The organism is Fulvivirga lutea, from assembly GCF_017068455.1.
In the GTDB taxonomy this organism is placed as follows: Bacteria; Bacteroidota; Bacteroidia; order Cytophagales; family Cyclobacteriaceae; genus Fulvivirga; species Fulvivirga lutea.
Genome location: NZ_CP070608.1, coordinates 3190625 through 3208803, shown reverse-complemented (window position 1 = coordinate 3208803; position 18179 = coordinate 3190625). Strand labels below are relative to the sequence as shown.

Below are 18179 nucleotides of genomic sequence, written 5' to 3'. Positions count from 1 at the left end.
AGTTTTTAATAAATTTTAGTTTCCAATATTGTTTCATTGTTCATATTATCACGAACAATCAACTTAACAATTCCATTAAAAGGTTTGTTTTTATTGAGCTTTTCAGACCAGATTAATGCTCTTTTATAATCGTAATGCATTAATACCCATTCATCATTAACATAGCAGTTGAAATCCTTTATTCCGGATAGGTTATCACTTATCTTAAACATCAAGTCATTTGAGTTTACTCTAACTTGCCTTATATAGGGTGCGATACTATCAGTAAGAATGGTGAAGTCTCCAAACTTACGGGTCCAGAAAGAAATCTGATTTTTCTCCCAATTGCCGCCTTCATAGTAAGGTGTTTTTCCATCCAAGAAATATGCGGCTGAAAAATTTCTGTCGTAATCTTTGTCAGTCTTTAATTCAACTTTTATCGACTTTCTTAATGGGACTGTTGTGCGTCCAACTGTCCAAACTTCGTTTTTGGCAATGGAATCGGAGATGTAGTTACTTTCAAAATACAGTGTATCGAATAAAGCCTCTCGTTGAAAGTAAACGTCAACCTCATCACTGTAATAAGTATAGGACTTATTAGGCGCAATAGTCTCTTTAAATGAAAGTGGAATAAATTCGCCTCCCACATCCATTAATTTTGGTAAATCTTTCCTAAGATCGTACAAGTATACTTTACTGCTTGCAGTGATATAGGAGGGAAGTAGTGGAACACCATTGAGAGAAAGATTATCATCAAATGACTTTGGCGATGAAATGATCATGATATTTTCCTGAATATCTGTATTTATGCCGCTTACCCATTGGTTACTCAATGGTTTTGATAGTTTTCCTTCGATGGATAAATCAACATGGCTTCTGTTTCCATAAGTATCTATCATGGTAATTTTCACAGTTAACTGATCGCCCTCTTTTACATAGAGTTTACCGTTATTTTTATTTGAGCTATAGAATCTTAATTCATTGCCATCATCCACATACAGTTTGTGCCAACGCTCACCGCTTTTATATAGATCTTCATAGCTCATATGTTTGTAAATATTCTTTTGTTCACCGAATGAGAACTTCTTAATTCTGTATTCATAAGTAGAAGTGCCATTTACCTCCATAATCATGGTATTAATCCCACATCTAAATCTTGAATAATCAAGTTTGTCATGTGCATCGAGCATCAAACCAATCTCACCTATCGCTTGAATGGGTCTATCAAGCTTGTAATTATTGCCGATACGTCTTAGGCGATATTCTTCCTGGCCAAATACTCCGCCAACGCGCGACTTTTCGTTTAATGTTCTGGCTATTATCTTTTCTGCAATAGGTGGTGTACGATCTAGAACCTCATCAAAGCCGTAACTCAATGGGTTGAGAGGTTGTTGCTTTTCATCCCTTATATCAAAATGAAGATGTGGGCCACCAGAAGATCCGGAATTACCTGACCAGGCTATTGTATCACCTTTTTGTACTATAAACTTACCTTGATAAAGTGATTGATCTAATTCAAATGTTTTAAGTCTGTATTGTTCTTTCAACACATATTCCGCTATAGGTCCTTCAAACTTCTCAAGGTGGGCATAAACAGTGGTGTGTCCGTTTGGGTGAGTTACATATAATGCATTCCCATAACCAGATGTAGAAACAGCTACTCTGGAAATATAACCCATGGCCGCAGCATGTACTGGTAAACCGGTTCTGCCTTCAGTCCTGATATCAATGCCTGTGTGAAAATGAGTAGATCTTAATTCACCCATGGTGCCGGCCAGCGTGTTTTGCGTGCCCGGCTTGATTGGAAACATGTAATACGCTTCGCTACGATAGTCGGCCGCTTCTAACTGAGCAAAGCAGTTGAAATATTGCCCAAATAACAGCGCACTACTTAATATTAACTTCCAACAATTTCTCATCCTCTATAAATCCCTCCAGTTTTTGTCCAATTTCAATAGGTCCTACTCCGCTTGGTGTTCCTGTAAATATTAAATCACCTGTTTTTAATGTGAAGAACTTTGACAGATAAGATACCATGTAATCGAACCCAAAAAGCATCAATGATGTATTTCCCTGCTGCCGCACTTCATTATTAACCTTTAACGAAAAGTTGATATTATTTATATCCTTAAAACCAGATAAAGGTAAAAAGTTCGAAATAGGGGCAGAGCCGTCAAATCCTTTTGCTATGGCCCAAGGTAACCCTTTTTCCTTAGCCTTTGATTGCAGGTCTCTGGCTGTAAAATCTATTCCTAATCCAATTTGATCGTAATACTTATGAGCGAATTTTTCCTCTATGTTTTTACCAACTTTACAAATTCTAAGCACCAATTCAATTTCATGGTGGATATCCTTTGAATAATCCGGGTAATAGAAGTCCTCACCATTTTTAAGTAGGGCAGTGTCTGGCTTGGTGAATATGACAGGCTCAGAAGGACGTTCATTGTTTAGCTCTTTGATGTGCTCAGCATAATTGCGGCCTATGGCTAGGATTTTCATAAAATGTATTCAATCAAGTTAATGCAAGTTAAAGTTATAAAAAAAGACCCGCTGTTGGGCGGGTCAGGAAATTATTTGTTCAGTTTAAAAAGTTGCCAGCCAATGTATGCTTGTACTCCTTGGTTTTTAATTCCATCTTTAGTTTCAAATAAATCACCTTCCTCTACATTGCTAATATCCGATACACCTTTATCAAACCTACCGCCAATTATTAAGCCGAAGCCAAAATCAACTTGAAAACCGTATACAATTGAAATACTAGTATTTTTAAATCCGTCTTTTATATCATCACCAAGGCCGTTTTCTGCTTTAGCTAAAAAACCAAACTGAGGACCTGAGTAGATACTAAATGCTCCAAAGTTAATCCTCATTAACAATGGGAGATCAATGTAGTGAAGTTGAAAGTTAGCCAAAGGCGCTGATTTAATATATGATCCTTTTTCGCTGTACAGTAGTTCAGGTTGAAATGTAAATCTCTTGCTTAATGGTATTAAGCTAAATGCTCCAAAATGATAGACATTATAAGAATAGTCATCTGGACCTGCAGCAAACACGGTTCCAGGAGGCTGCTTGAACTGATAATCCTGGCTAAAGCTTCCATATCCACCTTTTAAGCCAATCCCAATGGGATTTTGCGCCTGAGAATTAATAGCAATAATTAAAAATGTAATTGTAAATAGTTTAGATTTCATAGGGTTTATGTTGAAAATATCGGCAAATCTATCAATTGCTTTTTATTTTCAAAACCTACAATTCTAATCTTACTTTAGCTGTTGCCGATTCCCCTCAACTTAATCTCAGTCAACTTTCTTTTGGTGTCTTGTGGGAAATCACCATTCATCATCCAGTTGTAATAGCCAGGCTCTTTTTCCAAAACTTCAGATACTAATCTATTTCTGAACTTACCAAAGTTAAATACCTCTTGACCGTCTTTATTTAGCACCATTCTACCAGCAAGGTCTACCAGATTAGAGCTTGTGATTTCATGCAATACGGCCATGTCATTTTTAATGACGCCTACTTTTTTGCCAAGGTTGTCAACTACATCCTCACCATCATATTTGGCTACTTGTGCTTGTAATACTTCTAAGGTGGCAAGCGTATCTGCTTCAGCGCTATGAGCGTCATCCAGCGTTTTGCCACAATAAAATTGATAAGCAGCCGATAAAGTACGTTTTTCCATCATATGGAAAATCTTTTGGGCATCAATCAACTTTCGTTTGGAGGTGTCAAATTCAACACCTGCTCTCAGAAATTCTTCAACCAAAAGAGGCACATCAAACTTAAGAATATTGAAGCCGGCCAAATCAGACCCTTCAAGAAATTGAGCTAAGCTCTTAGCAATATTTTTAAAAGTGGGAGCATCCTTCACATCCTCATCATAAATACCGTGTATTAAGCTTGTTTCCACCGGTATCGGAACGGTTGGGTTTATCTTGTTGGTTTTGGTAATAGTCTCGCCATTTGGCATCACTTTTACTACAGAGATTTCCACAATTCTGTCTTGAACAGTATTAGTACCTGTTGTTTCCAGATCAAAAAAAGTGAGCGGGTTCTTGAGGTTTAACTTCATTCGAAATACTACTTTAAAAGCTCTGGTAAAGAATGGTAATCAAGTCCGTTAAATGTGCCAGACGTCATCAAAAGTAAATTTTTATTACGCCAGTTTTGCTGTTTTAAGAACTCAATCATTTCATCTCGGTCATCAAATACGTTCAAGTTAGCTTCACCAAAACTCTTTTTAATATCATCTTTTGAGATAGGATCAAGCTGTTTCTTCTCCAAGGTGCTTGGACTATAGAACACAATGGGAACATTGGCATATTTCATTGTGCCTTTGTATTGATCAATAAAGTCTTTGTTTAAACTGCTGAACGTATGCAACTCAAGGCAAGCCACCAAATCCCTTGCAGGGTACTGTTCTTTTACTGCTAGCGTTGTAGCCTTTACTTTTGACGGTGCATGGGCATAGTCTTTATAAATTGCCATTCCGTTGTTTTCGCCTATCAATTCCAATCGCTTATCCGCGCCACTAAAAGATTGAATGGCCATGTAAAACATGTCATCAGTAATTCCAATTCGTTTTAGCACCGCCATGGCACCACTGATATTCTGCAAATTATGCTTGCCAAATAGTTTTACCGGTATAGTTTCATTCCCATGAGTAAGATATGTTACACCATCCTCAATACTATGCGGATGTGTTTTATATGGTATTTCATTTACATCTTCTCTTCCTTTTTGACCAATAACAGTACCTAGCGAATCATCATCGCTGTATATTAACGATCCCGCTTTTGGAGTCGCATCTGCGAATAGGTCAAATTGTTTTACATACTCTTCCTCTGTAGGGAATACGTTAATATGATCCCACCAAACACCTGAAATTAAACCTATGTGATGGTGGTATTTTAAAAATTTAGGAGTCCTGTCGATAGGGGAAGAAAGGTATTCATCACCTTCAATGATGATAATTGGTGCGTCAGATAATTGAACCATTTCTTCAAAACCCGCAATTCGAGCACCTACTGCATAATCAAACTTTTTATTATGATACTTTAAAACATGCATAATAATGGATGTAATAGTCGTTTTACCATGGCTACCAGCTATTACTATGCGTTGTTTATCTATGGATTGTTCATAAATGTAATCTGGGAAGGAATAAATTTTTACTCCTAGTTCTTGAGCTTTCTTTAATTCCGGATTATCCTCACGTGCATGCATCCCCAAAATCACAGCATCCAGCCCTTCATGAATTTTACTTTCATCCCAACCAACTTTTTCAGGCAGAAGGCCATTTTTTTGTAATAATGATCTTGATGGTTCGAAAATTTCATCATCTGAACCGGTAATATTGAAGCCTTTTTTCTTTAAGGCGATGGCCAGGTTATGCATGATGCTTCCACCAATGGCTATAAAATGTATGTTTTGTGATTCTTGACTCATGAACAGATAGGTTAAAAGTCAAAAATAGAAGAAAAAATATAAAAACAGGACAATTTTTCTTCTTTGACCTTTGTTAATAACATTGTGGATAACTTATTAATTTGTTGATAACACCACAATTTTTTCACATTAAAATGTGTATATTATTTACCAACGTGTGGAAAAGCAGGTGTTAACTGATACAAGTTGCCGATAGTGTTACTTAAGGCTGAACATTTGTAAACATTGAATAAAATTTTGAGGTCATCCACCTGAATTGTACCGCTTTCAATTTCTGTTTAGGTTTGGCGTTGCGATTTAAAATTTAAACCGACAATCACTACATGGAAAACAAATCATCGTCATTAAGAGTAGGGCACAAGTCAAACAGGCTTGTGAAAGATATCAATGATACTTTAGGCAAGCTACCTCCTCAGGCGATTGATTTGGAAGAGGCGGTATTAGGTGCGTTAATGTTAGAAAAGGACGCACTTTCTACCGTTATCGATATCCTAACACCGGAAAGTTTTTACCAGGACAACCACAAGGAAATCTACAAGGCAATTGTTGAGCTTTTCAATAACTCCGAGCCTGTAGATATGCGAACAGTGGTAAGTCAACTTAGAAAAAATGGTAAGCTGGAGTTAGTTGGCGGATCGTACTACATTGCCGAATTGACATCCAAAGTATCATCTGCAGCTAACATCGAATATCATGCTCGTATTGTTACTGAGATGGCCATTAAACGCGAGCTTATTAAAGTAGCTTCTGAAATACATCACGATGCGTATGAAGATACAACCGATGTATTTCAATTGTTAGATAAAACAGAAAGTGCCCTTTTTGAGATTTCAGAGGCAAATATCCGTAAGAATTACGATAATATGACTTCTTTAATGGCTCAAGCAATTCAAGAGCTTGAAGAAAGGAAGAATCATAAAGATGGCCTTACTGGTGTTCCTAGTGGTTTCACTGCACTTGATAGAGTGACATCTGGTTGGCAGAAATCTGATTTGGTCATTATTGCCGCAAGACCTGGTATGGGTAAAACGGCATTTGTAGTTTCTGCATTAAGAAATGCTGCTGTAGATTTTAATCAGGCAGTTGCTATATTTTCTTTGGAGATGTCATCTGTACAGCTGGTAAACAGACTTATATCTGCTGAAGCTCAGTTGGAGAGTGAGAAAATTAAAAAGGGTAATTTGGAAGATTACGAGTGGCAGCAGCTCATTCATAAAACTAACAAACTTAGTAAGGCGCCTATATTTATTGATGATACACCTGCTCTATCCATCTTGGAGCTTAGAGCCAAGTGTAGAAGGCTGAAAGCGCAGCACGATGTTCAGCTGATTGTAATTGACTACTTACAGCTAATGAGCGGTGATAGCTCTAAAGGCGGAGGAAATCGAGAGCAGGAAATTGCATCTATTTCAAGAGCATTAAAAGGGATTGCGAAAGAACTTGAAGTTCCTGTGATAGCACTTTCCCAGTTAAGTAGGGCCGTGGAAACCAGAGGTGGTGATAAAAGGCCTCAGCTTTCTGATTTAAGGGAATCTGGTTCTATTGAGCAGGATGCTGATATGGTAATGTTCCTTTACCGACCTGAATATTATGGTATTACAGAAGATGAGAATGGAATGCCTACTTCAGGTGTTGGTGAAGTGATTATTGCCAAGCATAGAAATGGTTCACTTGAAAATGTTCAACTCAAGTTCATCGGTAAGTACACTAAATTCTCAGATTTAGATACGCATAGTTTTGGCGATCCGTTCCCAAGTGGCGGAGGAATCCCATCTGAATTTGATGATTCGCAAACTCAGACATTCGGCAGCAAGTTGAATGAAAATCTTGATTTAGGCAGTCCGAATGACTCTAAGGGATTCGGTTATTCCGATCCTGAAGAAGATGAGGATGCACCATTCTAGCAAATACGTTAATTAACGTATTGATACGATCAATTCCTTTTATTACCTTCATTTAAAATTAGTACTATGAAGGCATTAGCAATTGTATCGGCTGGCAAGATCAAAATTGTAAATAAAGATCAGCCTAAGCCTGAGCCAGATCAGGCCATTATTAAAGTAAGTGCAGCAGCGCTGAATAAAAGAGATCAGTTTATTCGGGAAGGAAAATATCCTAACATTCAGTTTGGGTCAACACTCGGCTCAGATGCCGTAGGAGAGGTGGTTGAGGTAGGCGAGTCGGTTTCAAAAAAACTTATAGGGCGCAGAATGATTATTAACCCAAATATTGGTTGGGGGAATAATGAACAAGTTCAGTCAAGAGTTTACTCCATTTTAGGGATGCCTTCTGATGGAACATTTGCCGAGTATGTTGCTGTGAATGAAGACAGGTTACATCCTATTCCCGGTCATTTATCTGATGAAGAGGCAGCATCTATTCCACTAGCTGGACTAACGGCTTATCGTGCACTTTTCAGGCATGGTGAAATTAAGAAGAATGAAAATATATTGATTTCAGGATTTGGTGGAGGTGTGGCACAGTTCGTATTTCAATATGCCGTGGCATTTGGTGCCAATGTGTTCGTTACTTCCAGTAGCAATGCCAAGATCGAAAAGGCAATTTCTTTAGGTGCCCAGGGTGGTTATAATTATACATCCCCCGACTGGTATAAAAATATGTGGCAAACAAAGGGTGGATTCGATGTTGTGATTGACAGTGCCGGTGGAGACCAGGTGAATACATTTGTAAAATTAATGCGGCCCGGTGGGCGGATAGTTTTCTATGGTGCCACTAACGGTTTGCCTTCGTCTCTGGACTTATACAGAATGTTTTGGAATCAGATAAAGTTGCAGGGCAGTACAATGGGTAGCGACAAAGAGTTTGTGAAAATGCTGGACTTCATTACTGAACATAAAATTAAGCCTTTAGTAGATTCTGTTAGACCATTTGATGAAATAGAAAGTGCCTTTGATGAAATTGCTTCTACTTCAAAGCTTGGTAAGATAGTTGTTAAACTTTAACTTGAGTTAAGTATTATTTAAGTATCTGATTTACTGATGATTATAAAACTAAATACTAAAAATATTAGTAGTTAATTATTCGAAGAATTCTATTTCATCCAAAGCATTTTTTAGTTCTCTCAATGTGTTTTGGTTGTTCTGAAGCTGTGCAAGTTTTATCCCCTTTCGGTATGTATCTTTTGCCAATTCTGTTTCATCAATTTCTTCATAGAGATGTCCAACCTGATAATAAGTAGCTAAATATTCCGGGTGTTCTTGAAGCAATAACTCGAAGTACTTCCTTGAATTTTCCAGATCAGATTTCCAATACTCCATGGCGATACCATAAATAATAAAGGGGTCATTAGAATCTTCTTTGTAGTAAGTTAAAAGTTGATTAAGTCTGTCTGAATTCATCTAGTATTCAATTTTTATTTGCTTCATTATTCGTTATCTTCACGGGCAAATTTAATACCTTAAATTACAACTTTTTAAATCCATATATTTAGATGAAAATATTAGTTTGTATTACTCATGTACCTGATACAACATCACGTATAGCTTTCACTGATGGTGATACTAAATTTGATACGAATGGTGTTCAGTTTATCATTGGTCCATACGATGATTATGCATTAGCAAGAGCAGTTGAATTGAAAGAACAATCAGGTGGTTCCATCACAGTTTTAAATGTAGGTGGTGCAGAATCTGAGCCTACTATTAGAAAGGCATTGGCTATTGGCGCTGATGATGCTATTCGCGTAAATGCAGAACCAACAGACTCTCTTTTTGTAGCGGCAGAAATTGCTAATGTAGCAAAAGACGGTGGCTATGACTTAATATTAATGGGTAGAGAATCGATTGACTTCAATGGAGGAATGGTGCATGGTATGGTAGGTGAAATATTAGGTATTCCATCAATTTCACCTGTAATGACATTGGATATTGAAGGCGATACCGCTAAGATGTCGCGAGAAATTGAAGGTGGTAAAGAATATTTGGAAGTTAAAATGCCATTCGTGGCAGGCTGTCAGGAACCGATCGCAGAGTGGAAAATACCTAATATGAGAGGTATTATGTCAGCCAGAACGAAGCCTTTGAATGTAGTAGAGCCTTCTTCTAATCAATCAGGAACTAAACTAGAAAAGTACGAAATGCCACCGGCAAAAGGTGCTGTTAAAATGATTGATGCCGACAATGTGGGAGAATTAGTAAGCTTGCTGAAAAACGAGGCCAAAGTAATATAAGTTTAATCTAAAGAGAATTTAATTATGTCATCAATATTAGTATTTGTAGAAAGTGCTGAAGGAGCTGTTAAGAAGACCTCTTTAGAGGCTGTATGCTACGCTAAAGGCATGGGAGGCGATGTTACAGTTATTGCCTTTGGTAATGAAGTAAGTGAAAGTGAGCTTTCAGATTTAGGTAAATATGGAGCTTCAAAAGTGCTTCATGTAAATGATGAAAAATATAATAAAGGAGTTATTCAGGCGTATGCATCAGTTATTGCAGATGCAATGGAGAAAGAGGGAGCTGATGTATTAGTGTTAGCGAATTCCTCTTTAGGAAACCCTGTTTCAGCGAGAGTAGCTGTTAAAGTAGATGCAAGTTTAGTTTCGAACGTTACTGAATTGCCAGATACATCTGCAGGCTTCAAGGTAAAAAGAAGTATCTACACCGGTAAAGCATTTGCCAATGTTGATCTAACCAAAGACAAGAAAATATTAGCTATAAAGAAAAATGCTGCTGAAGTAAAAGAAGTGGGTGGTTCAGCCACTGTAGAACCTTTTGCCGCAAGTGCACCTGATGGCGATTTTAGTACAAACATCACTAAAACTGAAAAGGCGACTGGCGAAATATTGCTACCAGAAGCTGAATTGGTTGTTTCAGGAGGAAGAGGTTTGAAAGGACCTGAAAATTGGGGTATGATTGAAGAGTTAGCCAAAACGTTAGGAGCTGCTACGGGTTGTAGTAAACCTGTTTCTGATATGGACTGGAGACCTCACCACGAACACGTAGGACAAACTGGAGTAAAAGTAAGTCCGCAGCTTTATATAGCGGTTGGTATTTCCGGAGCTATCCAGCACTTAGCAGGGGTAAACTCATCTAAGAATATAGTAGTAATTAATAAAGACCCAGAAGCACCATTTTTTAAAGCTGCAGACTACGGTATTGTAGGAGATGCTTTCGAAGTGGTTCCGAAATTAACTGAAGCGTTAAAGGCAGCGAAATAAAGATCGGTGGATAAATTACGCTTAGAAATATTAGGATTATCATCCAGTCAATCGCAATCAGGTTCTTTTGCTTTGGTGCTCGGAGAAACTGACGGGAATCGAAGATTGCCTATAATCATCGGCATGTTCGAGGCACAGGCTATAGCCATTGAAATTGAAAAAATAATCCCTAACAGACCAATGACGCATGATTTGTTTAAATCATTTGCGCATAGTTTTGACTATAAGGTGGAAGAAATTGTAATTTCTGACCTTAAGGAAGGAGTATTTTTTGCTAAAATAGTTTGTACTAATGGTTCTAAATCTATTGAAATAGATGCCAGGCCTTCAGATGCTATAGCGATTGGTTTGAGATTCGATGCGCCCATATTCACTTATGAATCAATACTCGCAGAGGCAGGAATAGTGCTTACTGATGAGTCTGAAGATGATATCAGTGAAATTAAAAGTGAATTAAGCTCTACAGTTAAAAAAGAGAAGGAAGAAAGTAAGAAGGGAGGGTTAAAAGATATGTCTGTAGACAAATTGAATGAGCTTTTAGACGAGGCAATTGAGAACGAAGACTACGAGAAGGCGGCCAAAATCAGAGATGAATTAAGCCGAAGAAATTAATAATTAAACCATGGGCTGATAGGTAAATTCTTATCAGCCTATTTTTATGCCCAAATACGAATGGATTATCTGAGAGGATTAATTGGCCTTGCCATATTAATAGGATTTGCCTATTTATTTTCAAGCAATAAAAAGAAAGTCGACTGGCGCCTGGTTGGTATTGGTGTATTACTGCAAATTGTTTTTGCACTGCTCATTACAAAAATTGGATTTGTAGCCGGTGCATTCGATTGGGTAAGTGAGAAGTTCGTTAAATTCTTAAGCTTTTCAGGTGATGGCGCCAAGTTCTTATTTGGAGATTTGGCTGGAGACTCTTTCGGATTCATTTTTGCCTTTCAGGTATTACCAACCGTAATTTTCTTTTCGACTATTTCAACTGGTCTTTATTACCTTGGCGTACTTCAGAAAATAGTATATGGCATTGCATGGGTTATGTCTAAAACGATGCGTTTATCTGGGGCAGAGAGTCTTTCGGCTGCAGGGAACATTTTCTTAGGTCAAACGGAGGCTCCTTTATTGGTGAAGCCATTCGTTAAAAGTATGACCAAATCGGAATTAATGTGCCTGATGACAGGAGGCATGGCCACCATTGCCGGGGGTGTATTAGCTGGCTATGTAGCATTTTTAGGTGGTGATGATCCTGTAGAAAGAGCTAAGTACGCAGCTTACCTTTTGAGTGCTTCAATCATGAACGCACCGGCCGCTATTGTACTGGCCAAAATCATCATACCTGAAACAAATAAAGATGAGATTAACACGGATCTGAAAGTAGCTCAGGACGATATGGGTGTTAACCTGGTGGATGCCTTGGCACGTGGTGCCGCTGACGGTGTAAAGCTTGCCATTAATATTGGTGGGATGCTTCTTGCGTTTATTGCTATCATTTATGCCATTAACTGGCTATTGGTTGATGGTATTGGTAGCTGGACTGGCCTGAATGAATTTGTGGTAAATAGCACGGGTGGAGTATTTCAGGGTTTTTCGTTGGAGTATATTTTAGGTCAAATATTTAGAGTTTTTGCCTTTATTATGGGAGTTGAATGGGCGGAAACTATTTCTGTAGGTAGTTTACTTGGTCAGAAAATAGTGATTAATGAATTTGTAGCCTACTTAAGCTTAGCTGACATGAAAATGGCGGCAGGACTAAGTGAAAAATCGATAGTGATTGCAACCTATGCTCTATGTGGTTTTGCAAACTTTAGCTCAATTGCAATACAGATAGGTGGTATTGGCGGTATGGCACCTAACAGGCAAGGGGATTTGTCTAAACTGGGACTACGAGCCTTATTTGCCGCAACACTAGCTACTATGATGACTGCCACAATTGCCGGTGCTTTGTTTGGTTAAAATCATAATGTAACTTCATCGGTATGAAGTTTATCTCAATAGCTTTATTATTATTATCCCCAGCTATTTTATTGGCTCAACAAGAACCAGATAAAATAGAAATAGAAGAACGTATCTCTGAAGACGAGGTGCCTGATCTTGTTAAGCAACGAATGTCTATGTTGTTTGATACGAAAGCTAAAATCAAATGGTATCAGGAAAGGAATGAGTCATTTCAAAATTTTGAAGCAAAAGTAGTTAAGAACAAAAGAAGGTACAGTATTGAATTTGATACCCTATTCAACATTCAAGACATTGAGGTCGAGTATGATTTAGATGAATTATCTGAAGAAACCAAAACAGGATTAACTAATTATTTTGATTCAAATTATAGTTCTTACAAAATAAGGCGCATTCAATTGCAACTATCCGGTGATTTTGAAAGCCTCGCAAAATATTGCAAAGAAGGTATTTTAGATCAATTAAGAATCAGGTATGAAATTGAGTTTGAAGGGAAAGAAGAGGACTCATTTATATACTATGAAGGGCTTTTTGAAAAGTCAGGAAGTCTGGTGAAAAGAAGGCATATCATATTAAATACTTCAGATAATATTAGTTATTGATGCACCGGCTAGCAATAACACTTATTTTCTTAATGTGGTGCTCAGGCGTTTTAGCACAGTCAGATGTGGTTTATGGCGGGTATTTTCCAGAGATGGCATTTAGCAAAAACATCAACTCCAACTATTCAGCAACCTTTAAAGTTGAAACACAAATTGGGCAGTTTTATGATGACGAATCTATTAACACAGACTATTCCTATTTCCATGATAGAACGGATCTTCAAGGTTTTATTTCAAGGCAATTAGGCTCTTTAGTAAAAATTGCCGTTGGATATCAATATCGCTTTGAAGACACAGATCCTAATAACCATCGATCTATCCAGCAAATTGCATTCATTCAACGACTTTTTGGTCTAAGGTTAGGGCATCGGTTTCGATTAGACCAGACATTTTTTGAAAATGAAAAGAATCAATATAGAGTTCGGTATAGAATAGCATCCGAAATACCATTGCAAGGTACTAATCTGGATGTAAGCGAGTATTATTTTATTACTTCGGAAGAAATAATATATGGAGTACAAGGTAAGGATGATGATTTAGAAAACAGATTTACTATGGCTATTGGTAAACTTGTAAGCAAACAAATAAAAGTTGAATTAGGATTGGATTATAGGACGGATCGAATAATTACTGCAGGAGAAAGGCAACGAATATGGCTCAAATTTGGGGCTTTCTTAACATTGTGAAGCATAAAAAAAGGCGCTTTTTAAGCGCCTTCTCTATTCTCAATAAATAATTCTTAGACAGTTTCCTTTATAGTGGGCACTGCCGCTAGAATCTCCTCGTTTGCAAATTCAGCAAACTTCTCAAAGTTTTTATTGAATTGATCAGCTAACTTATTTGCCTGTGCATAGTAGCCTTCATCATCATTCCATGTTCCTCTAGGGCTCAACACTTCTGTTGGTACCCCCGGGCATTCTTTAGGAATAGCTACATGGAATACAGAGTGGTTAGTATACTCTACATTGTCCAATTGACCATTAAGCGCTGCAGTAATCATAGCTCTTGTTAAAGGCAATTTCATTCTGCTACCTTTTCCATACGGACCGCCAGTCCAACCAGTATTAATTAGCCAAACGTTAACACCTGCGTCTTGCATTTTTTTGCTAAGCATTTCAGCATATTTTGTTGGGTGTAATGGCATAAATGGCGCTCCAAAACAAGCAGAAAATGCAGTTACAGGTTCCGTAATGCCCGCTTCTGTTCCAGCTACCTTTGCAGTATAACCTGAAATAAAGTGGAAAGCAGCCTGTCCAGGAGTTAGCTTAGAAATAGGAGGTAACACCCCATATGCATCGCAAGTAAGGAAAAATATGTTTTTAGGATTCTTACCAATAGATGGCTGTGCGATGTTGTTGATATGATCGATAGGGTAGCTAACTCTAGTGTTTTCAGTTTTAGAGCCATCTTTAAAATCAATATCACCATCTTTTATTACTACATTTTCAAGAAGCGCTCCTTCTTTTATGGCGTTATAAATATCTGGTTCTTTTTCAGCAGATAAATCAATCACTTTGGCATAGCAGCCACCTTCAAAATTGAAAACTGTGTTTTCATTAGACCAGCCGTGCTCATCATCACCTATAAGTTGTCTATTAGGATCAGCAGATAACGTAGTTTTTCCAGTTCCTGATAATCCGAAGAAAATAGCAGTATCACCATCTTTACCCATGTTCGCTGAACAGTGCATAGAAAGCGTATTTTTCAAATGAGGTAACTCAAAATTTAAGGCAGAGAATATACCTTTTTTAATTTCACCGGTATAACCAGTACCACCAATTAATGCAATTTTTCTCTTGAAGTTAAGAATAGCAAAGTTGTGCTGTCTTGTTCCGTCAACCTCAGGGTTTGCCTTAAAACCTGGAGCGTTAATTACAGTCCAGTCTGGGTTGAATGACTTAATTTCTGATTCTGTTGGTCTTAAAAACATGTTATAAGCAAACAAATTAGACCAAGGGTATTCATTTACAACTCTAATGTTGGTTCTGTAATTATCATCAGCACATGCGTATGCGTCTCTCGCATAAATTTCTTTTCCTGATAAGTAGGCAACTACTTTATCATATAGTTTATCAAATTTCTCAGAGTCAAATGGAATGTTAATATTTCCCCACCAGACAGCATCTTCAGTAATTTCGTCTTTAACTATAAACCTGTCTTTTGGAGACCTACCCGTGAATTCACCGGTATCTACAGAGATTGCTCCTGAATTAGTTCTCGTTGCCTGGCCTGCCTCAACCGCAATGTCCGCTAGTTTTTTTGGAGATAAATTCCAGTGTACAGTCGCATCTTTGATTCCCAATTGTTCAACAGATGCTTTCTCTGATTTTAATCCTAGTTCCTGCATGATACTGTTTTTGTTTCTAGATTTCGTTAAAAAAGTAAAGACTGCAAAAGTAGTGAAATTATTATTTCACTAATAGCTAAAAATGAAATTTCAATCGTTTGCTTTCGTTGGAATCACCGTTTAAGTTCATAAAGGGCTCAAGCGGTGGAAGTTTATTTGCTAATCAACGTTAGTAATGTTAGTTTTAGCGGAATTTTTTAAATTAAACCGTATTATATGTCGTCAATAACAATTGATCATCCTGATCATGGTGCCAATGGCAAGCAACTGTGGGGACACCCCATTGGCCTTTATTATTTGTTTTTCGTAGAGCTCTGGGAGCGATTTAGCTACTATGGTATGCGTGCTTTACTTACGCTATACCTTGCAGCCCCATTATTAGGTGATAATCCTGGTTTAGGATGGGATGACGCAAGAACATATAGTTTTTATGGCACATATACTATGTTAGTGTATTTAGCTTCTATACCAGGTGGATTATTAGCGGACAAATTTTTAGGACAGAAAAAAACAGTTTTACTAGGAGGTATATTGCTTTGTATTGGGCACACGGTATTGGCTATAGAGGCCATGTGGGCTTTCTATACAGGCATTGTGTTTATTATTTTAGGTGTAGGTGGGTTGAAATCCAATATTTCCACAATGGTTGGAGGGCTTTATAAAGCAGGTGATGATCGCAGAGACAAAGGTTTTTACATCTTTTACATTGGTATAAATGTGGGAGCATTCTTAGGTTCCATAGCTACGGGTTGGGCTGCTGTGCAGTATGGCTGGCATTATGGTTTTGGATTAGCTGGAATTGGAATGTTGGTAGGTCAAATTATGTTTATGTACGGCCAAAAACATTTGAAGGGTGTCGGTGAATATGAAGGGGCTTCAGACTCTGTGAATAAAGAATTGATGAATAGGCCACTTACTAAAGTGGAGAAGGATAGGATGTTGGTAATGTTTCTCTCATTCCTAATTATTATTGTCTTTTGGGGCGCATTTGAGCAAGCCGGTGGTTTAATGAATTTATATGCACAGAATAAAACAGACCGTTACCTAGGCTTCATAGATTTTACAGTGCCTGCAGCGTGGTTCCAATCAGTGAATGCCTTCTTTATTATGACATTGGCAACAGGTATTGGATCTTTCTGGTATTGGTGGAAAAAGCAAGGAAAAGAGTCATCTTCTTTATTTAAAATGGCTGTAGGAGTGATAATAATGGGAGTAGGATTTTTATTTATGTCAGGTGCTTCAATGCAATATCAAGAGACCGGCTCTTCAGCAATGTATTGGCTAGTGTTGGCATACCTTTTACACACTGTAGGTGAGCTTTGTGCATCTCCAGTGGCATTATCTTTTATAACTAAGCTTGCCCCAGTTAAATATGCTTCGTTTATGATGGGCGCGTATTTTGCGGCTACAGGAATTGGTAATAAATTAGCCGGTGCATTGGGTGCGTGGTCTACCACGTTAGGTGAATTTGAATTGTTTACGGGAATATTTGTTTTCTGCACAATATTCGGGTTGCTTGTTATAGCAATTCTTAAACCGCTTAAAAGACTTACTCATGGAGCAGAAGACGGTTCTCCTGAGGTGGCAATGGAAGATGAAGGATATTCAAGGCCAGATGTAGTAAAAGAATAGGCATTTTAATTCTGACTTTAATTATATAAATATTAAATTAATGTCTGATTTTAGCTTAATGATTGGTGAATTTGATATTAAGGAAAAGTATAACCGTTTCTTCAGTGAAGCAACGGTATACAGCTACTTAGGTCATCTGGATAAAAAGCAGCTTGACGATGTTTTAATTCACCTTGAAAAATCATTAAGTGATTCATTACCATCAAAAATTGCGATCAAGAAAATTTATAATATTCTTGTCGAGAGCCTACAGAATATTTTTGGCTATTTAGAAGGCAATAATGAAAACGGTAATTTTCTAGATGCCTTCGTTTTTGTTAATAAATCTGACTCTTGTTATCATATTGCTACCGGTAATTTTATGATGCGAAAAGATGTAAGAAGCATTAAGTCCAGAATAGAGATTGTAAACTCTCTGGATAGAGATGAGCTTAAAGATCTTTATCGCGGTGTTTTAGATATCGGTGGAGAGTCACAAGGTGGGGGAGCAGGGTTAGGTTTCATTGACATGGCAAAACGTTCTTCAGGTGAGTTAGCATCAGAATTTATTGATGTGGATGATGAACATGTTTTCTTTATATTAGAATTAGATGTTAAAATATAAGTGAATAAAAAAATCGTTAAATGGATAATTATACATTAACACCAACACCCAAAACACCAAGATTATATTTTAACTCAGAATCTGGTGATTTCGAAATATCTGGTCGCTCTATTCCAGAAAATTCTATAGAGTTTTACCGACCGCTGATGGAATGGTTAGATAAATATGTGAGTGCGCCAAGCACGAAAACAAGAATGACAGTAAATCTTGAGTATTTTAATACCAGTTCTTCAAAATGCCTTGTTGAAATATTTAGAAAATTGGAGAAAACCTTGGGTAACTCTGATGTTAAAATTTTGTGGCACTATGAAGAGGAAGATGAAGATATGATGGAGTCCGGTGAAGACTTTAAGAAGATTATAAAGGTGCCGTTAGAGTTGGTCGTCTCTAAATAAAATTTAAGAAATTAGTATAAACAAAAAAGCCCGAATTATT

18 protein-coding genes are annotated in these 18179 nt (G+C 37.5%); 11 read left to right on the top strand and 7 right to left on the bottom strand.

Translation table 11 applies throughout. The annotated features are described in order from the left end of the window. Positions 1 to 5: 5 nt before the first annotated feature. From JR347_RS14310 to JR347_RS14290, 5 genes are all read right to left on the bottom strand, one after another. Positions 6 to 1898: a M23 family metallopeptidase gene (locus tag JR347_RS14310; RefSeq protein WP_205721273.1), complete on the bottom strand. Its 1893-nt coding sequence runs from the start codon at positions 1896 to 1898 to the stop codon at positions 6 to 8. Next, positions 1867 to 2478 (bottom strand): fumarylacetoacetate hydrolase family protein, encoded by a 612-nt coding sequence (locus tag JR347_RS14305; RefSeq protein WP_205721272.1) that lies wholly within the window; start codon positions 2476 to 2478, stop codon positions 1867 to 1869. Before JR347_RS14305 ends, JR347_RS14310 begins: the two co-directional genes overlap by 32 nt. Positions 2479 to 2549: 71 nt before the next feature. Continuing rightward, positions 2550 to 3170: a porin family protein gene (locus JR347_RS14300; protein ID WP_205721271.1), complete on the bottom strand. Its 621-nt coding sequence runs from the start codon at positions 3168 to 3170 to the stop codon at positions 2550 to 2552. 74 nt (positions 3171 to 3244) lie between these two features. Then, positions 3245 to 4051, bottom strand: coding sequence for a 3'-5' exonuclease (locus JR347_RS14295; RefSeq protein ID WP_205721270.1), 807 nt, complete (start codon positions 4049 to 4051; stop codon positions 3245 to 3247). An 8-nt stretch (positions 4052 to 4059) separates the two neighbouring features. Continuing rightward, positions 4060 to 5427 (bottom strand): UDP-N-acetylmuramate--L-alanine ligase, encoded by a 1368-nt coding sequence (locus tag JR347_RS14290; RefSeq protein ID WP_205721269.1) that lies wholly within the window; start codon positions 5425 to 5427, stop codon positions 4060 to 4062. Between the two features lie 323 nt (positions 5428 to 5750). Between JR347_RS14290 and dnaB the strand changes: the two genes are divergently transcribed. Together dnaB and JR347_RS14280 are read left to right on the top strand one after the other, a co-directional pair. Beyond that, the gene (dnaB, locus tag JR347_RS14285; protein ID WP_205721268.1) at positions 5751 to 7331 is read left to right on the top strand and encodes a replicative DNA helicase; all 1581 of its coding nucleotides are present in this window, start codon (positions 5751 to 5753) and stop codon (positions 7329 to 7331) included. Positions 7332 to 7397: 66 nt separating this feature from the next. Further along, complete coding sequence (locus tag JR347_RS14280) at positions 7398 to 8390, top strand: zinc-binding dehydrogenase (protein ID WP_205721267.1); 993 nt, start codon at positions 7398 to 7400, stop codon at positions 8388 to 8390. A gap of 75 nt (positions 8391 to 8465) precedes the next feature. Here JR347_RS14280 and JR347_RS14275 read toward each other — a convergent pair whose 3' ends face one another. Continuing rightward, on the bottom strand, positions 8466 to 8786 hold the full coding sequence (locus tag JR347_RS14275) for a tetratricopeptide repeat protein (protein WP_205721266.1): 321 nt from the start codon (positions 8784 to 8786) through the stop codon (positions 8466 to 8468). A 92-nt stretch (positions 8787 to 8878) separates the two neighbouring features. On the opposite strand from JR347_RS14275, the gene JR347_RS14270 reads away from it, so the two are divergent. Genes JR347_RS14270 through JR347_RS14245 form a run of 6 tightly spaced genes read left to right on the top strand, consistent with a single transcriptional unit; the run spans position 8879 to position 13847 of the window. Beyond that, positions 8879 to 9616 carry an electron transfer flavoprotein subunit beta/FixA family protein gene (locus JR347_RS14270; RefSeq protein ID WP_205721265.1) on the top strand — a complete coding sequence of 246 codons (738 nt, stop codon included), beginning with the start codon at positions 8879 to 8881 and terminating at the stop codon, positions 9614 to 9616. A gap of 24 nt (positions 9617 to 9640) precedes the next feature. Beyond that, a complete protein-coding gene (locus JR347_RS14265) occupies positions 9641 to 10600 on the top strand; it encodes an electron transfer flavoprotein subunit alpha/FixB family protein (protein WP_205721264.1) in 960 nt (319 codons plus the stop codon). A 6-nt stretch (positions 10601 to 10606) separates the two neighbouring features. Further along, positions 10607 to 11212, top strand: coding sequence for a bifunctional nuclease family protein (locus JR347_RS14260; RefSeq protein ID WP_205721263.1), 606 nt, complete (start codon positions 10607 to 10609; stop codon positions 11210 to 11212). Positions 11213 to 11272: 60 nt separating this feature from the next. Further along, entirely contained in the window at positions 11273 to 12559 is a 1287-nt protein-coding gene (locus JR347_RS14255; protein WP_205721262.1) for a NupC/NupG family nucleoside CNT transporter, read from the top strand. Between the two features lie 23 nt (positions 12560 to 12582). Further along, positions 12583 to 13161, top strand: coding sequence for a hypothetical protein (locus JR347_RS14250; protein ID WP_205721261.1), 579 nt, complete (start codon positions 12583 to 12585; stop codon positions 13159 to 13161). Continuing rightward, complete coding sequence (locus JR347_RS14245; protein ID WP_205721260.1) at positions 13161 to 13847, top strand: DUF2490 domain-containing protein; 687 nt, start codon at positions 13161 to 13163, stop codon at positions 13845 to 13847. The genes JR347_RS14250 and JR347_RS14245 overlap by 1 nt, the downstream gene beginning before the upstream one ends. A 53-nt stretch (positions 13848 to 13900) precedes the next feature. Here the strand turns inward: JR347_RS14245 and pckA are convergent, their stop codons facing one another. Further along, entirely contained in the window at positions 13901 to 15508 is a 1608-nt protein-coding gene (pckA, locus tag JR347_RS14240) for a phosphoenolpyruvate carboxykinase (ATP) (protein ID WP_205721259.1), read from the bottom strand. Between the two features lie 216 nt (positions 15509 to 15724). Between pckA and JR347_RS14235 the strand changes: the two genes are divergently transcribed. The 3 genes from JR347_RS14235 to JR347_RS14225 are packed head-to-tail and all read left to right on the top strand — an operon-like array spanning position 15725 to position 18139. Next, positions 15725 to 17140: a peptide MFS transporter gene (locus JR347_RS14235; RefSeq protein ID WP_205721258.1), complete on the top strand. Its 1416-nt coding sequence runs from the start codon at positions 15725 to 15727 to the stop codon at positions 17138 to 17140. A gap of 40 nt (positions 17141 to 17180) precedes the next feature. Then, entirely contained in the window at positions 17181 to 17744 is a 564-nt protein-coding gene (locus JR347_RS14230) for a SiaB family protein kinase (RefSeq protein WP_205721257.1), read from the top strand. 20 nt (positions 17745 to 17764) lie between these two features. Further along, positions 17765 to 18139, top strand: coding sequence for a DUF1987 domain-containing protein (locus JR347_RS14225; protein ID WP_205721256.1), 375 nt, complete (start codon positions 17765 to 17767; stop codon positions 18137 to 18139). The last annotated feature ends 40 nt before the right edge of the window (positions 18140 to 18179 follow it).

Coding starts and splice junctions, on each gene's coding strand:
- JR347_RS14310 (WP_205721273.1), bottom strand. CDS start 1,898: ATGAGAAATTGTTGGAAGTTAATATTAAGTAGTGCGCTGTTATTTGGG.
- JR347_RS14305 (WP_205721272.1), bottom strand. CDS start 2,478: ATGAAAATCCTAGCCATAGGCCGCAATTATGCTGAGCACATCAAAGAG.
- JR347_RS14300 (WP_205721271.1), bottom strand. CDS start 3,170: ATGAAATCTAAACTATTTACAATTACATTTTTAATTATTGCTATTAAT.
- JR347_RS14295 (WP_205721270.1), bottom strand. CDS start 4,051: ATGAAGTTAAACCTCAAGAACCCGCTCACTTTTTTTGATCTGGAAACA.
- JR347_RS14290 (WP_205721269.1), bottom strand. CDS start 5,427: ATGAGTCAAGAATCACAAAACATACATTTTATAGCCATTGGTGGAAGC.
- dnaB (WP_205721268.1), top strand. CDS start 5,751: ATGGAAAACAAATCATCGTCATTAAGAGTAGGGCACAAGTCAAACAGG.
- JR347_RS14280 (WP_205721267.1), top strand. CDS start 7,398: ATGAAGGCATTAGCAATTGTATCGGCTGGCAAGATCAAAATTGTAAAT.
- JR347_RS14275 (WP_205721266.1), bottom strand. CDS start 8,786: ATGAATTCAGACAGACTTAATCAACTTTTAACTTACTACAAAGAAGAT.
- JR347_RS14270 (WP_205721265.1), top strand. CDS start 8,879: ATGAAAATATTAGTTTGTATTACTCATGTACCTGATACAACATCACGT.
- JR347_RS14265 (WP_205721264.1), top strand. CDS start 9,641: ATGTCATCAATATTAGTATTTGTAGAAAGTGCTGAAGGAGCTGTTAAG.
- JR347_RS14255 (WP_205721262.1), top strand. CDS start 11,273: ATGGATTATCTGAGAGGATTAATTGGCCTTGCCATATTAATAGGATTT.
- JR347_RS14250 (WP_205721261.1), top strand. CDS start 12,583: ATGAAGTTTATCTCAATAGCTTTATTATTATTATCCCCAGCTATTTTA.
- JR347_RS14245 (WP_205721260.1), top strand. CDS start 13,161: ATGCACCGGCTAGCAATAACACTTATTTTCTTAATGTGGTGCTCAGGC.
- pckA (WP_205721259.1), bottom strand. CDS start 15,508: ATGCAGGAACTAGGATTAAAATCAGAGAAAGCATCTGTTGAACAATTG.
- JR347_RS14235 (WP_205721258.1), top strand. CDS start 15,725: ATGTCGTCAATAACAATTGATCATCCTGATCATGGTGCCAATGGCAAG.
- JR347_RS14230 (WP_205721257.1), top strand. CDS start 17,181: ATGTCTGATTTTAGCTTAATGATTGGTGAATTTGATATTAAGGAAAAG.
- JR347_RS14225 (WP_205721256.1), top strand. CDS start 17,765: ATGGATAATTATACATTAACACCAACACCCAAAACACCAAGATTATAT.